The 14,800-nt window shown below is 40.3% G+C and carries 13 protein-coding genes and 3 pseudogenes; 12 read left to right on the top strand and 4 right to left on the bottom strand.

The window, feature by feature from the left end; translation table 11 throughout:
* Positions 1–122: 122 nt before the first annotated feature.
* Both V7K62_RS25150 and V7K62_RS25145 read right to left on the bottom strand, forming a co-directional pair.
* Positions 123–1,325 carry a hypothetical protein gene (locus V7K62_RS25150; RefSeq protein WP_334868883.1) on the bottom strand — a complete coding sequence of 401 codons (1,203 nt, stop codon included), beginning with the start codon at positions 1,323–1,325 and terminating at the stop codon, positions 123–125.
* Positions 1,326–1,346: 21 nt separating this feature from the next.
* Positions 1,347–1,469 (bottom strand): annotated as a pseudogene (locus tag V7K62_RS25145) (helicase-related protein); the annotation flags it as partial.
* A 57-nt stretch (positions 1,470–1,526) separates the two neighbouring features.
* Between V7K62_RS25145 and V7K62_RS25140 the strand changes: the two are divergent.
* From V7K62_RS25140 to V7K62_RS31650, 5 genes and pseudogenes are all read left to right on the top strand, one after another.
* Positions 1,527–1,889 (top strand): hypothetical protein, encoded by a 363-nt coding sequence (locus V7K62_RS25140; protein WP_334868884.1) that lies wholly within the window; start codon positions 1,527–1,529, stop codon positions 1,887–1,889.
* Between the two features lie 14 nt (positions 1,890–1,903).
* Positions 1,904–3,469, top strand: a pseudogene (locus V7K62_RS25135) (nSTAND1 domain-containing NTPase).
* A gap of 759 nt (positions 3,470–4,228) precedes the next feature.
* A complete protein-coding gene (locus V7K62_RS25130) occupies positions 4,229–4,876 on the top strand; it encodes a WD40 repeat domain-containing protein (protein WP_334868882.1) in 648 nt (215 codons plus the stop codon).
* Positions 4,813–5,352, top strand: a complete 540-nt coding sequence (locus V7K62_RS25125; RefSeq protein WP_442937335.1) for a WD40 repeat domain-containing protein — start codon at positions 4,813–4,815, stop codon at positions 5,350–5,352. The genes V7K62_RS25130 and V7K62_RS25125 overlap by 64 nt, the downstream gene beginning before the upstream one ends.
* 45 nt (positions 5,353–5,397) lie before the next feature.
* Positions 5,398–5,613, top strand: a pseudogene (locus tag V7K62_RS31650) (WD40 repeat domain-containing protein); the annotation flags it as partial.
* A 97-nt stretch (positions 5,614–5,710) separates the two neighbouring features.
* Here the strand turns inward: V7K62_RS31650 and V7K62_RS25120 are convergent.
* Together V7K62_RS25120 and V7K62_RS25115 are read right to left on the bottom strand one after the other, a co-directional pair.
* Positions 5,711–6,580 (bottom strand): hypothetical protein, encoded by an 870-nt coding sequence (locus V7K62_RS25120; protein WP_334868878.1) that lies wholly within the window; start codon positions 6,578–6,580, stop codon positions 5,711–5,713.
* A gap of 15 nt (positions 6,581–6,595) precedes the next feature.
* The gene (locus tag V7K62_RS25115; protein WP_334868877.1) at positions 6,596–8,248 is read right to left on the bottom strand and encodes a CHAT domain-containing protein; all 1,653 of its coding nucleotides are present in this window, start codon (positions 8,246–8,248) and stop codon (positions 6,596–6,598) included.
* Here V7K62_RS25115 and V7K62_RS25110 point away from each other — a divergent pair.
* The 7 genes from V7K62_RS25110 to V7K62_RS25080 all read left to right on the top strand — a co-directional run bounded on the left by V7K62_RS25110 (position 8,232) and on the right by V7K62_RS25080 (position 14,774).
* Positions 8,232–8,921: an NACHT C-terminal helical domain 2-containing protein gene (locus V7K62_RS25110; protein ID WP_334868875.1), complete on the top strand. Its 690-nt coding sequence runs from the start codon at positions 8,232–8,234 to the stop codon at positions 8,919–8,921. The genes V7K62_RS25115 and V7K62_RS25110 overlap by 17 nt on opposite strands.
* A gap of 90 nt (positions 8,922–9,011) precedes the next feature.
* Positions 9,012–10,073 carry a trypsin-like peptidase domain-containing protein gene (locus V7K62_RS25105; protein ID WP_334868873.1) on the top strand — a complete coding sequence of 354 codons (1,062 nt, stop codon included), beginning with the start codon at positions 9,012–9,014 and terminating at the stop codon, positions 10,071–10,073.
* A gap of 5 nt (positions 10,074–10,078) precedes the next feature.
* A complete protein-coding gene (locus V7K62_RS25100) occupies positions 10,079–10,960 on the top strand; it encodes a hypothetical protein (RefSeq protein WP_334868871.1) in 882 nt (293 codons plus the stop codon).
* 23 nt (positions 10,961–10,983) lie between these two features.
* A complete protein-coding gene (locus tag V7K62_RS25095; RefSeq protein ID WP_334868869.1) occupies positions 10,984–12,066 on the top strand; it encodes an XRE family transcriptional regulator in 1,083 nt (360 codons plus the stop codon).
* Positions 12,054–12,968, top strand: coding sequence for an AAA family ATPase (locus V7K62_RS25090; protein WP_334868867.1), 915 nt, complete (start codon positions 12,054–12,056; stop codon positions 12,966–12,968). Before V7K62_RS25095 ends, V7K62_RS25090 begins: the two co-directional genes overlap by 13 nt.
* Complete coding sequence (locus V7K62_RS25085; protein WP_334868865.1) at positions 12,958–14,145, top strand: hypothetical protein; 1,188 nt, start codon at positions 12,958–12,960, stop codon at positions 14,143–14,145. Before V7K62_RS25090 ends, V7K62_RS25085 begins: the two co-directional genes overlap by 11 nt.
* The gene (locus V7K62_RS25080) at positions 14,136–14,774 is read left to right on the top strand and encodes a Uma2 family endonuclease (RefSeq protein WP_334868863.1); all 639 of its coding nucleotides are present in this window, start codon (positions 14,136–14,138) and stop codon (positions 14,772–14,774) included. The genes V7K62_RS25085 and V7K62_RS25080 overlap by 10 nt, the downstream gene beginning before the upstream one ends.
* Positions 14,775–14,800 lie beyond the last annotated feature (26 nt).

The raw sequence follows: 14,800 nt of genomic DNA, 5'->3' as shown, positions 1-14,800 counted from the left end.
TTAATTATCCTTAATCGAGGATTGGGTACAGTAGGGCATACTGGAACCTTTGCACTTGATGCTCTTCCCCGCTTGGGGAGATGAAACCTCTACTCGTGTTGGTGAAAACCTGCATGAGCAAGTTATGTCTTAAATCCAAGAATCCCCGTCGATTTATCGCGGGGAGTGTCAATTTCCCCTAACTCCTTCACTACTGTAAAATTCACCTGTTTGGGGTCAACTCTAGCCACCAGCTGTAAGGCTCTCATAATTTGATGCCCAAAGGTGTGGATAGCAATCAAGGTACTAGAGTATTCCCACAACTGTTGATAGCCTGGTGGAATCGGTTCTCCACTGCGAGTAAGACTAGTTCTAGTTTCCTTGGCAAAGTTCTGGAAATATTCCCGCGCACTTGAGTTAATCGCTACTTTGACCATTGGTGCTGAAAATCGGGTACGGAAAGGCTGCTCAAACTTTTCTTCTGACAGGGTTTTCACAATTACAGCTTTGCGTGTGAGTTTGCTACAAAGCGGACAACGACGTTCTTTAGGTAGTGGCTCTTTGTAGTTAAGACACCGCTTGTTCAAACAAGTCTGCTCATAGATTTGGGTCATTAAACTGTAACCACTGGTAATGTGCTTAACTTCACCAAAACTAAGTGACAGGGTTAAGTATTCCTGACAGTCATCAACTTCACTGACTTGAGAAAACAGCAATGGTAACTTCACCGGATCTGTCAGCACTGTTAGGCTACTGGTTTCTGATTCTGTAACTGCAACTGTAAACAGTGGGCTATCTGCTGTCTGTTTTAAAATTGCTTGCTTGCTGTTCAAGTCAAGGGAGATGCACTGATAAGTCAGCATTCGTCCATTGGTATCTTGTCGTTTGTAGATGGCTTGGGGATGGACTTCCCTGTGGGCAATATCTTCTGAGATTTCCTCTAGTTCTTCCCCAGATTCTGCATCTACTAGCTTGATGGTAGTTTGAGATAAACCACCACGAAAGTTAACATCTTTATGGGGATAACCCTTTGCCCACAGTCCATTACGACCTTTATTTAGATGCCCTTGGGCTAACAGGAGTTTTGCTACCTCATAAGCTGCTGTGCCAAAGTAGTGCTTGATTTTATTAGTAGGAATACCAGTTTCTGCTGCTGCACACATCAAATGTTTGGCAGCAAATATGGGATATTCGTCATTAAAGAACACTTCCTCTGCTTCTCCTGATACCAGCATTTCTGGATGTTCTGCTACATAGCAGTCAATGGGATTGAGAGCATTGGGAAGCAGCACTGTCAGTCCAGACTGAGAACGACCGGCTCGGCCACTGCGTTGCTGGTACGCCATTTTGGAACCAGGCCAGCCACGCAAAATGCAACATTCTAACTCTGGCAAATCAATTCCAGCTTCTAATGCTTCTGTGGCAATAATCCATTTGATCGTGCCAGACTGGAGTTGGTCAACGACTTCTGCCCGACGCTCGGAAGTGATACCACTGTAAAATGCTGCTACTTGGTTTGATTTCAGCAGTTCTGGGATACAAGCTTAATAAATACAAATAATATCAATATTTTTAACCCACAATATACTCTTGTTTCCAATGTTTCAACTCTTAATTCTGCTCTCCAACCTCTGTTTCAGGCAGAAGTTTTAGCCATAGATTGTGAAACAACAGGACTTGACCCTCTAACTGATTCTATTAGACTGATTCAAATAGCTGCACCAAACCATCCAGTAGTGCTGATTGATTTACCAGCTATTCCCAAAAGCGATCGCCAACTGCTCAAAAAACTACTCAGTAACTCTGCTGTCAAAATTGCTCATAATGCAAAGTTCGACTGGCAATTTCTCGCCCAAGCAGGACTTCAACCCTCTGGTCAATTCTTTGATACCCAACTTACGCCCAAGTAAAATATGGAGTAGGAATGACATTAGAACAAGCAAAAGCTTTCAGTCAACGATTCTTTGAAGCTTATCCTGGAATAGCTAAGTGGCATGAAAACATCAAAGATGTTCCCCAGCAGCCGATTTGGTATAACCCCAACCGGGAAATTATGCTCACCGGTCAACGGGAAGATGTTCTCATCCACATCCCAGATGGAGTTTGTCCTTACAAAGGGTTACGCTTTTTTGATGTTGAAGATGCTACCTATTTTTATGGGCGGGAAGTATTGACCCAAAAGCTGATTCAGCACGTTCAAGTGGGTAAGGGAAATTTTTTGGCAGTACTGGGCGTATCGGGGAGTGGTAAGTCTTCCTTGCTGCGGGCGGGGTTGATTTACCAGTTACAGCAACAGCGCAGATTACCAGGGACAGAGCAATGGAAAATTCGGATTTTTAGCCCAGGAGAGCGACCGACCTCTGGTGAGTTTGGCAACGGCATTTCTGGATGAGTTAGCCACAGATATGCAGCGTGCAGAACAGCTAAAAGTGGCAGACGAGGCATCGCACAAGGAGAAACGGGGCTAGCACGATTAATTCAAGCATCGCGATCGCCTCGCACCCTACTAATTGTCGATCAGTTTGAAGAGATTTTTACCGTTTGTCAAAGTCCAAGCGATCGACAGCAGTTTATTTCTAGTTTATTGGGTGCGCTCAAACAAACAGAAGATAAACTCTGCATAATATTTGCTATGCGTGATGATTTCTTGGGTAAGTGTGCTGCATATCATGAACTAGCTGATTTGATTCAAACCAATCTGGTGATGGTAACTCCCATGTCTTTAGAAGAGTTGCAGCAAGCAATCCGAGAACCGGCAGCAAAACTAGGACGGAAGGTAGAAGAAAATTTAATCAATGCTATCCTCCAAGACTTGGGAGTTGAGGTAGGACAACCCAGACAAGAAGCTGAACCGGGAATGTTGCCTTTGTTGTCATATACTTTAGAGCAGCTTTGGCAACGACAGAAACTGAATTGGTTGAAGCTAGATAGTTATCACCAATTAGGCGGAGTCCGAAAAACCCTAGAAAATTTGGCAGAAAAAACTTACAAACAACTATCGGTTGACGAACAACGGGTAACGGACTTGATTTTTATTAATTTGACTCAGTTAGGGGAAGGGACACCAGACACACGCAAGCAAGTTCCGCAGCAAGATTTCGTTTCTTTGGGTAAGTCTCCACAGTTGGTAGAGCAAGTAATTCAAAAACTGGCCCAGGCGAAGTTAATCGTCACTAGCGAACAACGCAGAGGTGAAGAGAAGGTGGCGGTAGTGGATGTGGCTCATGAAGCTTTGATTCGCCATTGGTCAAGGTTGCGGGAGTTGCTGGATAATAATCGGGAGGCGATTAGAACTGAGCGCAAGATTCAGGCTGCGGCAGAGGAGTGGCAAGATAAAGAGAAATCTCAGGATTATTTATTAACAGGGTTAAGGTTAGCTGAAACTGAGAAATTTCTTCATAATGAGGTAGATACTGTGCCTCTATCGAATTTAGCAAAAGAGTTTATTCAAAACAGTCAAGAGGATCAAATTCAGCAAGAACAACGTTGAAAAAAGCTATATGAAGAAGCAGAAGAACAGCGCAAAATTGCTCTTGCACGCCAATTAGCAGCACAATCAGAACTACTACGAAATCAACAACCTCATTTGCTAGAACGTAGTGTTTTACTAGCTGTAGAATCCGTGAAACGCTATCACTCTGTAGAAACAGATCAGGCTTTAAGACAAGGATTAAGTCTACTAGCTCGTCCCCTAGTAAATTTTAAAAATGAATATAAAAATATGGTACCAGCTATATCATTTAGTTGAGATGGCAATCTATTAGCTGTTCATCAACAAGAAGATACTGTTCAAATATGGCAATGGAAGGCAGATATAATCCTTAAATCTCTAAAACATAGGAAACAAATTTCACCTCCGCTTAACTCTCACAATTATGAATTTACTATTTCTTCATCTTTTTTCATTGACTACGATTACTTAGTTACTATTAGTGCTGAATCTTTTATTAACAATGGATACAAATACGATTATCAGACTATTTGGGTTTGGGAATTCTTAACGGGTCAGCTAATAAGTAGTGAAACTTTACAAACACAAATAATATATATTGATTTCTGTGCTTCTAAAAATTATATTGTAGCAGTTTTACCATTATCTTACTTTGAACCTAAAGTTAATGCTATAGTTCATAAAAGCCAAGTAATATTTTGGCAATTAATAGATAGAAAATTAACTCCAATAACAAAACTTATTTCTGAAAATGAGATTAGTGCCGTTGCTTTACACCCTAATTTAGAGTGTTTAGCATTGTCAGATGAAAATAAGCTGATTTTTGTAATGTGGAATAGTGTTCAAGAATTGAAAAGCATAGAACAAGAGAACGTTTCTATTATTGTTTTTAGTCCTGATGGAAGTTATTTAGCAACAGCAGTTAATGACTTATCTAATCAAAAATATACTGTAAGTGTATGGGATATTTTTACCAGAAAAGAAATAATTCGTATACCTCATAAAGATATTTTATACTCTCTTGCTTTCAGCCCTGATGGGAAATATCTAGCAACAACAGGCCGATCTAGAATTACGCATATATGGCAAATTGATAGTGGACAAGAATCTGCGCGGATAAATCATGATAGTTTTGTTCATAAGATAGTTTTCAGTCCTGTTTACGACGGAGGCTATTTACTAGCCAGTTCTTCTGCTCAGATATGGAAGTTAGATAGTATGCCAGAAGTCACTTCTATTGACTACAAAACTAAAAATGTAAAATCTATTAATAATGAAATAATATGTAGTGCTGTTTTTAGCCCAGATTGCAAACATTTAGCCACTATAGATGAAGACAACACTATTCAAATATGGAACATAATAAATGGTAAAGAACTTGTATCTCATATAGCATACGACATGCCTGTAAAGTTATTCTTTTTAGCCCAGATGGAGAATATATAGCTACTGTGAGTAAAGATAATATGTTGTGCATTAAAAAGTGGAAACATTGCACAAGAGAACGATTAGTTTTGATAAAAGACAAAGACTTAGGCAGGGTTATACGAAGCTTGATTTTTAGTCCAGATGGGAACTATTTAGCTATTGCAATAGAAACTGCTAATAACAGAATATGGGAAATCCGTGTCCTGTCTATAGAGGATAAAATTACTCACTCAAAGACAAATAAAAATACTGCTAATCAGGTCTGGGAGGTTCTACGTCAAGAGGAATCCAAATATATTACCTATGAAGAAACAGAAGTAACAGTAGTTAAAAAAAATAACGATATACCAATTAAAGTTAATGATGTTAACCTTAGCTGTGATGGAGAAAATTTATACTTGGCTATAGCAAAATCTGATGGTACTGCCATAATTTGCAATATAGGTAGTAATGAAAATAAAATTATACAAATAGTTCATGAGAGTATTGATTAAGATTTTGGTTCATCTTTTTTATCTAAGTTAAAAATATTAAAATTTATGTTCAGATTTTATTTTCCAACAAACGATTTATACAGTATTGCTTTCAGTCCGAATCACCAATATTTTGCAACAGCAAGTGCAGACAAAACTGCAAGAATATGGGAAGTCAGTCATGGTAAACAAATAACTTGTATGAGACATGAAGGTTATGTATACTTTGTTGCATTCAGTCCAGATAGTAAATATTTAGCAACAGCAAGTGCAGATAAAACTACCCGTATATGGGAAGTTCCTACTGGTAGAGAGATTTCACGGTTGACTAATAATGATATTAAGACAGTAGTTTTTAGCGCAGATGGAAAATACTTAGCTATCTGCCTAGAACGATACCCACCAATAAAACTAAAATTGGTATTGCTGGGCCAGTTCGCATACTTAAATCCACTGGAATCGACAGTCTGCCCTCTCGACCTTCCATTGTCAAGTAAACTGCTCCCGTATACCGGTCGGGGGGAATTTGCGATCGCTTCCAGTTCAAAGGTAAACTAATAATTTTATTAGCAGCTAAACTTTGGGGACTTAGCGGGGATTCTACCTCGGTTTTAGTAATTTGATAGTCAGTTTGTTTCCCTTGTAAAATTACTTCAGCACTGGTAAGAAGCACAGTTGCTTGATTGGGGTTATCTAAATAAATTAGCCGTTGATTTTGGAAAGCACTGGCGGGAAGTAATAGATGAGCTAAACCACAGTCCCAACTGCATCGGACTAATTGCAACTGAACTTGTTCTGAATCTTTTACAGGTACTAATGCAGGTCTAGCTTTCGCTTTCACTGTTAAAGGAATCATCAAAGCCTCAGACCGCTTTTGACTAGGTAAAAGTATTTCAATCTGTCCTTGATAAGTTCCTGGTAGCTTTACACCATTCAGCTTCACCTGAAAATCTTTTGGTAAACCCGCTTCTAGCTTGCGTTCGCCGATTAATTCTACCTGCTGACGACCAATTACCTCATCTCCCTCCTTTCGCTTCAAATCTGAGGGTAGGAATGTCCAAGCTGTGATACTCCCTCCAGAGGCTGTTAACCGGATGTTGCTAATTAAGGCATTCTCTTCGCCCAGCCAACCTTTAACTTCTAACGGCTTGTCTTTGGCATCGACTTCAATTTTGACATTAGTTTGAGCAATAGCAGGAGTAGGGCAAATGAGTAAAATCAGGAGTGCAGCAGTAATCCAGCGTTTCATGAGTAGGTCAAGCAGTTAATTATGGGCGATGCCTAGGTTGGGCTGCGCCAACGCACGAGCTAAAGCAATCTCATAAGGAGCATACAATGAATACACTAAACCCAAAGGATTGAGGTTTTGCTGAAGCATTTCTCGACGCACTGTCAGCATAGCTTGTCCTAAAGGTTCTCCGCGAAATACTCGCTTCAGCAGGGTAATGGCATAGAGTTCTGCAAATAATTCTGGTACAGGGCATTCCGTACCAATTACGCCACTAGCACCAGCCGCACGAAAGTCATCAATTAAGCTGATGTAACTCTCCGGGCCATAATCCCCAGTAGCGCAGCCGTTGAGTAAAACTAAAGGGCGATGCTGCCAGTTTACCTCGCAGGCTTCGAGAAAATTACTGTAAATTTTGTCATCGCTCAGTTGCAAGTAAGGCAGCTGCTCGATTTCATCTATACCGCCGTGACAATAAAAGTACACAATATCTAAATCAGAACTGTAAGTTGCCCAAATATTCTCCAGTTCCATGATTTCTTCAGCTACTAGCATTTTCACGTAACCAAGTTGTTCAATTTTAGGCAGGTGGTTTTTCCAAAACCTAAAATCCCGCCAGACGTTGAAATTGATATACAAAGGTTGATTATTGGCAATTTGCCATACAAGGGTAGGCGTTTGAGAAAGTTCGCCACTTGTCCAAGCTGGTAGTTGCTCTATGGCATAGCGATAGCCCCAAAAAGCATGGGGACAAACAACTTTGTAATTATCCTTAAAAGGGCAGTCAGTACAGTCGATGTCGTGATTGAGAAATTCTTCGCAGACATGAACTTCTTTACTCATGACCTTACGCTCATACAGTAACGCCCAAGGGATTGTTGCCTTTCCCAATCCTAAAATTGGGTTAATCGGGTTGACTTGGATGACACTATCAGGTTTCAATACGGCGCGTAATTTTTCGCCATTGTCTTCACCTAACGTTCGACCTTTGTTTTCAGGGAGTAATGAGCGATATAAATATCGTCCAGCATCGGCTAACTGAGGTAGCCAAGTATTTAAAAGCTTCATATCGCCTTGGGTTTTAAACTGATAACCCTCTTTTGTCGCAGCCATTGAGTGCAATTTTTGCCGCACTCTGGCGATCGCACTTCCCAGTCCAGATTGTAAATTTGTACTATAAGATACTAATTCTAGATTGCCCTGTGTCCTGTCCAGAAAACGTAGGTCAGTGCTACAATCTCGTGTATCAATCTGTACATCTACAGTTAAGAATCGCTCAGGCAACAGTGCTAGCTTTTCATGAGTCAGCAAGTCGGTGGTAGTAAAAGTAATGCTGGCGGTTTGAGGTGGGCGCAGTGACTCTGGGATTTCTGCCCCGGCTACGGGGATGACAAGGACTGCGAGTTGCTTAGACTGAAGCAGATATCCGCGATATAACAAGTCCACCTGAATGTAGCCTCGACCTTCAAATAAGTTAGGTTTAACGGTGAACTGTACACTGTCTGATGCACCACTGCGGGGTAAGGTTAGCTTTTTGACTGTTGCATCAATGTTAAAGTCCTTAGAAGCCACCACTAAATCTAGAGGTAGGGATTCCGAGTCATTCCACACCTGAGCCAATTGGCAAGGTTTAATCAACCATGTTACAGATAAACACTGGCGGGAAGTATTTTTGCTGGTAGTTGGCATGATTAAGAATGCTGAGGAAGTGCTGCTGATGATGAAGCAAAAAATTGATTATATAGCTTCAGATGAGAAATTGCAGCAGTTTCTAGCGTGGCTACATCAGAAATTTATTTCTGTTAAAGCTGTATATAAACCAGCATCTCTGCGGGCTTTCTGTCTTTCACTTGCTCTTTCTCCACCAGAACTTAATTTCGTGCTTGCTACTGATAGGTTTGATACTTTCTCTCTATCTTGGAATGTTGACAAAGCAATAAACCCATTGGGATTTGATGCTGAACCAGACTATAACTTTATTGAATTTTCCCGTATTTTTAATCCACAAATAGAGGATTTATTTCAAACACTTCAAAATCAAGGTTTCAGAGGGCAATGTTCAGAAGTAAATAAAAGTAAAAAATACTTTGAGCAATGGTGGAGAACTAACGGTCACACTTGGACTAAGGAATATAGAGATATAATACTTGAGCATCACAATATTAGTCACAGTTGGCAGTTCAGCGTTCGCCAGAAAAAATTGCTTCAGCAGTATTATGATGCTAATAAATTACTATTAGATTGCCTAAATACCAATTGTGTGGTAAGCAATGCAATTCGACAGGAAATAGAAAATAGTTTATTATTGCCTATCGCTGAATTTGAGAACACAAGAAGTTCAGGGTTCATTTCGGAACAATGAGAGCTAAACCTCACATGAGTGCTAGCAGTAGCAAATTGATCTGAACCTTCAGCTAAAATGTAGCAGCCCTCTTGCACAGGAGCAGTAATCGTGACTGTACAGCTATCGCAACCTGACTTCCAACGCCTTACCCGCATCGTACAGAATTTACCAGACTTTGCTAATGTGCGCGATCGCCGTCGTTTAGTCGCAGGTGCATTACAAGGTGTAGCCCAAGCAGATATTATCCTAGCGCGGTTAGATTTGGATGGTGCGCCGATGGGTGTTTCTGTGGAAGTGGTGCAGTTTTTAGCTCAATTTGGACGAGTTGCTTACGATAAAGAAGCCCTTGCTGTCTTTCTCAACTATATTCAGCCTTATACTGGGGATGAAGATAAAGACTTTATCGTAGAACTATTTCAGAACTACCTGCTTGATGTTCCAGTCAGTCCTAGCCGTGGAATTGGCAACTGGAAGGGAATGGATAGTACGGCTGATATCAAAGAAAAGATTATTGGGGAAAATACATTACGCGATATCTACATTTTAAACTTAGCTCTAGAAGCCTCAAAAGCTGTGGTGCGTATTGCTACTCCCAAAGGTGCGGGTACAGGGTTTATGATCGCACCTGATTTACTAATGACGAACAATCACGTCATTAAAACTCAGGAAGTAGCGGAAAAAAGTAATTTTAGCTTCAACTATCAACTGGATATCAACGGTAAAGAATGCCCAACACAGATTATTGGGGCTTTATCGGATGGTGCTTTTTACACTAACGAAGAACTGGACTATACAGTAGTAACCCTGAAAGAAGTACCCGACTTCGGCAAACCCTTAATCTTCAAAAGTAAATTAATGCGGCGAGATGACCGCGTAGCAATTATTCAGCATCCTGGCGGTCATTTGAAGAAAATTTCCATACAGAATAACTTTGTTGCTTACGCCGATAATCAAGTATTGCAATATACTACTAGTACAGAACCAGGTTCATCGGGGTCGCCTGTTTTCGATGATGATTTTCAGGTGGTTGGTATTCACCATAGCGGTGGTATGTTAGTAGAACCAAATACCCAACAAAGGTATTTACGTAATGCAGGAACGAGTGCGATCGCATTGTTGAATAACCTCCAGAAAAATGCACCGGAGATTTACACAAGGTTGCAGAGGTAATTTAGATGGCAGAAATTAGTGGGGAAATCATTCAAGAATTATCGCATGTGTTGCAACCATTTATGTGGGATAAACAACAACGTCAGGCTTATCTAATTATAGCTTTAGGAACTAATGCAAATCTATTGAATCGTTTGGTATGGGATACACCTGTTGATGTTTTTATTCCCCAAATGCTGAACGAACTGGTAGCATTTGGAGAAATTACCCCTGGTAAGCCTGCACTTTGTAGTTTATTGGAAGTCCTACGTGAAAATGTAGGCATAGATAGTCAACCAAAAATTGATAATTTACTGCGACAGATTACAGAAGAACTGACAAAAAAACAAAATCAAGTTCCCAAAATTTACTCTGATGCTTTAAATGCCTATTTTACCGTCACCTTAGATAGACTGAGAAAACAAGGTTGTTTGGATATTCGTAAAAATATTATTTATCCTAACGGAAAATTCAATTACGGTGCTAAAATTTCAGATTTTGAGTTTTCTAGTATGCGTGGAGAAGCATTCTTTCTGTTTTCTGAGTTTGCTGAAATCAATATAAAAATATTGCAGCGATTTGCTTCTCAATGCAGTGATTGGGCTAAGAAGGAAGCTAATCCATCTGCGGTTGGTCAAGCGTTGTATAACTTTAGAGTGCCTACTCACCTTTGTTTTGCAGTTGCTATTGTTGACACAGTTGATGAAACAACAGTATCTAAAGTCAAGACTACCAATCCTTTAGACCATAATCTAGACTTGTTGTGGTATGAAGTCCCCATAATTTATGACCTTAGTCGCAAACAGCTTTACTTTTATGACAAACCATCTAATTTCTGGGAAAATTTTAAAGGAGAAATAGTCTGGAAAAAGTTACGTCCGGTTATTCAAGATATACTGCCTGGATAAACTTTTTATAAGCAAATATAATTATGGCAATAAATAGTGATTTAATGCAAAAAATATTGCCTCTTCTCACCCAATATTTCAAGGATGAGAAGGATTGCCAATCTTATTTAACTAAAGCTTTTGGTGTTAATGAAACTATATCCAAGCGTATTACATGGAATACTTCAAAAGATATTTTTATAACTGATATGGTTAAGGTACTGGATATCTATAGCGAAATTACCCCCGGCAAACCTGCAATTTGTGCTTTACTGACAGAAATCCGTAAAGATGTCGGTGTAGATATCCAGATAAACATTGATAAAATTATTACAGAGTTTCAAGGTTTCCAAACACCAGCGCATTTACTATTTGACCTGCTGTTGCAAATGGACTTCAAATCACAGGCGCGGCTAGTTAAAAAAGTTATGGAATTACACCGAACTGCTGCTTTTTTAGTTCACGGCGAACCTTACTGCGGACAGCAACTTTTGGTAAATCGTTTGTTCCGGTTGAAGCCAGAGTGGAAAAATATCTCGCCAATTAAAATCGACGTAAGTCACAACGGTGCAGGTAGAAGTATCCCTCACCTGTGGCGACAATTGGCATCTTGGTTTCGTTTACCGAAAGATGTAGAACCAAAGGAGATTACTCACAAAATTTGCGATCGCCTTTTCACTCAAGATGTAATTTTGATATTTTACACCGTGGATTATATGCCGCCAAAGCTTCTAGTGGCATGGCTGCAAGAATTTTGGGAACCACTGGTGACACAAGTTGAAGTAAATTCCCTTCCCACTCAACAGAATACACATTTACTAATGTTTTTGGTAGATAATAGCGGCAGTGTTTGTGAATCAAATGTCCTGTTGGCAAAGCAATTCGATGAACCAGAGTATCCCCGCATCCCTCTGCACTTACCACCCGTTACTCCCTTTGGGTTAGATGTATTGGATGATTGGATTGACATGGTGACGGCGATAGAAAGTATGCGGATACCTACTGGGTTAACAGCCAAAATATTGTTAGAAAAAACAGAAAACGGTGTCCCAGAATTTGTTTATGAAGAAATTTGCTGTCATTGCGGTCATACTTGGGAAGGAGATTTGGCGAAATGGTTGATTTAGCAAGTGTACTCACCGCCAATGGTAAGCAATATTATACTGGCAAGCCAATTTCACCCCAGGAGTGTCAAAAGTATGGGCTTTCTCCTTACTTGCCATCATCGGAACTCATCAAAGCCGTTAACCTCGCCATTTTCTTAGAAAAACGTCCCTTATTGCTTAAAGGTGAACCAGGCTGCGGTAAAACTACCTTAGCGCAGGCGATCGCTCACGAATTGGGTTTACCCTACGAAACTTGGTATATTAAGTCTACAACCAGGGCGAGGGATGGACTTTATACCTACGATGCTGTTGGTCGTTTGCATGATGCTCAACTGGCTCGCATGGGGGAAGCAAAGAATTCTAAAGTTGAGAATTTAGATAATTATATTAAATTGGGGCCTTTGGGACGTGCGTTTAGAAATGAACGACGCACTGTAGTGCTAATTGATGAAATTGATAAAGCTGATATTGACTTTCCCAATGATTTATTGCGAGAGTTAGATGAACAGAAATTTACGATTGAAGAAAAGGGGGAAGAAGTTAAAGCAAATTACCCTCCCATTGTGTTCGTTACCAGCAACGATGAAAAGGATCTACCTGACGCTTTCTTGAGGCGTTGTCTATTTTATTATATTCAGTTTCCATATCCACAGTTAGCTAATATTGTCAAGTCACACTTTTTGGAATCTTCCTCTGATTTGGTGGAAGCTGCGGTGAAGCGTTTTAGCGAACTGCGGCAGAAAATGGAGAAGGGGAAAGCTGGTAAAAAGGTTAGCACCAGTGAGTTGTTGGATTGGTTTGCAGTGTTGCGGCAATTTCCTGAAGATGAGGTATTAAAGCAGTTAGAGGGAGAAATACCTTTTCCGGAAGTTCTGTTCAAGAAATGGGAAGACCATCTGCGGTATTTGAAGTATGAAACTTGAAGAACTACCACTGCTGGATATTTTTAACAGCCTGCGATCGCGGCATGGTTTGCCGTTGGGGGTTGAAGAATATCTAGTGGTTGCACGTAGTTTAGAAGCGGGGTTTGGTGTCAATAATCGCCAAGAATTAGAGCAGCTTTGCTGCATGTTATGGGCAAAATCTGAGGAGGAAAATCGCCTGATTCGTCGGTTATTTGAGCAGATGTGGAAGCAAATTGAATCGCACCCAGTAAATTTTGATTCACCTACACAAAAAAGTTCTCAAAATTCCATAGACCAAACGCCATCAAGCACTGACACACCAAATTCAATTTCACACTCATTTACACAAAAAAATTCCCAATCTTCCTCAATAGAAACATCAATATCTGAAGCACCTTCAATTGATGAACCATTACCTGATTTAGAGACAACTCCCACTATTACACCAGAACCAGTGCAAGCTGTCCAAGCTGTGCGAAGTAGTCGCAAAGATAGGGAAATGAAACGCCCTAACTATATGCTTTTAACAGAATATTTTCCTGTTACCAAAAGACAAATGAAGCAATGCTGGCGTTATCTGCGTCGTCCGGTGCGCCAAGGAGTAGCCACAGAATTAGATATTGAAGCAACGGTGGCAAAAATTGGGCGTGAGGGGATTTTACTACAACCTGTACTGATGCCTCTGCGTACAAATCGCACTGATTTGGTGTTACTAATTGACCAGGAAGGCTCGATGGTGCCGTTTCACGATTTATCGCGCCAGTTGGTGGAAACGGCAGAACGGGGAGGACGGCTGAGAACAACTAATGTATTTTATTTTCATGACTACCCGGATGAATACTTGTATCGTCATCCGGCGATGCTTGATGCCAAAGCTGTTTCTGAAGTGTTGGAGGAAATTGGCGAACGAGCGGCAGTATTAATTATTAGCGATGCTGGAGCAGCACGGGGGAATTTTGACCAAGAACGGGTTGATAATACTAAGGTATGGATTGAGCAGTTACAGCAGTCGGTGCGTTATTATGCTTGGCTCAATCCGATGCCTAGTGAATGCTGGGGACAAACTACGGCTGAGGAAATTGCCCGTTTTGTGCCGATGTTTGAGATGAGTCCACAGGGGATGAATGCGGCAATTAGTGTGTTGCGGGGTCGATATATTGTAGTAAAAGAGTTGGATGAATCTTTATGCTTTTAGAGTTAAGACAATTGAGGATTCAACCGGGACAGCAACTGTTACTTGAGGACGTTAGCTGGCAGCAATTTGAAAATATTTTGGCGGAATTAGGAGAACATCGCGCTGCCAGAATTTCCTATAGTGATGGTTTTTTAGAAATTATGGTTCCCTTACCTGAACATGAAAAAGCCAAAGAAATTATTGGCGATATAGTCAAAATTTTACTGAATGAACTAAGTATCAATTATGATGCTTTAGGTTCAACCACCCTAAAAAACGAAAAAATGAGTCAGGGAGTAGAACCGGATACTTGTTTTTACATTCAAAATCAAGCGGCAGTTATTGGTAAAAATCGCATAAATTTAAGTGTAGACCCACCCCCAGATTTAGCCATAGAAATTGATTTAACTTCTCGCACGCAATTGGATAATTACCAAATTTTGGGAGTACCAGAACTTTGGCGATATGGAAAACAAGGCTTACAAATTAACGTCTTGCAAGGTGGAAAATATATAGAGTCAAATTTTAGTCCTACTTTTCCAGATATTCCGATAATTGAGCTAGTAAATCAATACGTCCACCAAAGTCAAGTTGTTGGTAGCAGCCAAGCAATTCAAGCTTTTAGAAATTGGCTGCGGGATAATATTTAATTGTGCCTTTTATTTGGAATGAGTTA

Source organism: Nostoc sp. (genome assembly GCF_036917935.1).
Taxonomy (GTDB): domain Bacteria; phylum Cyanobacteriota; class Cyanobacteriia; order Cyanobacteriales; family Nostocaceae; genus Nostoc.
The sequence above is the reverse complement of the archived record's forward strand: the minus strand, read 5'-3'. Positions and strand labels throughout refer to the sequence as shown.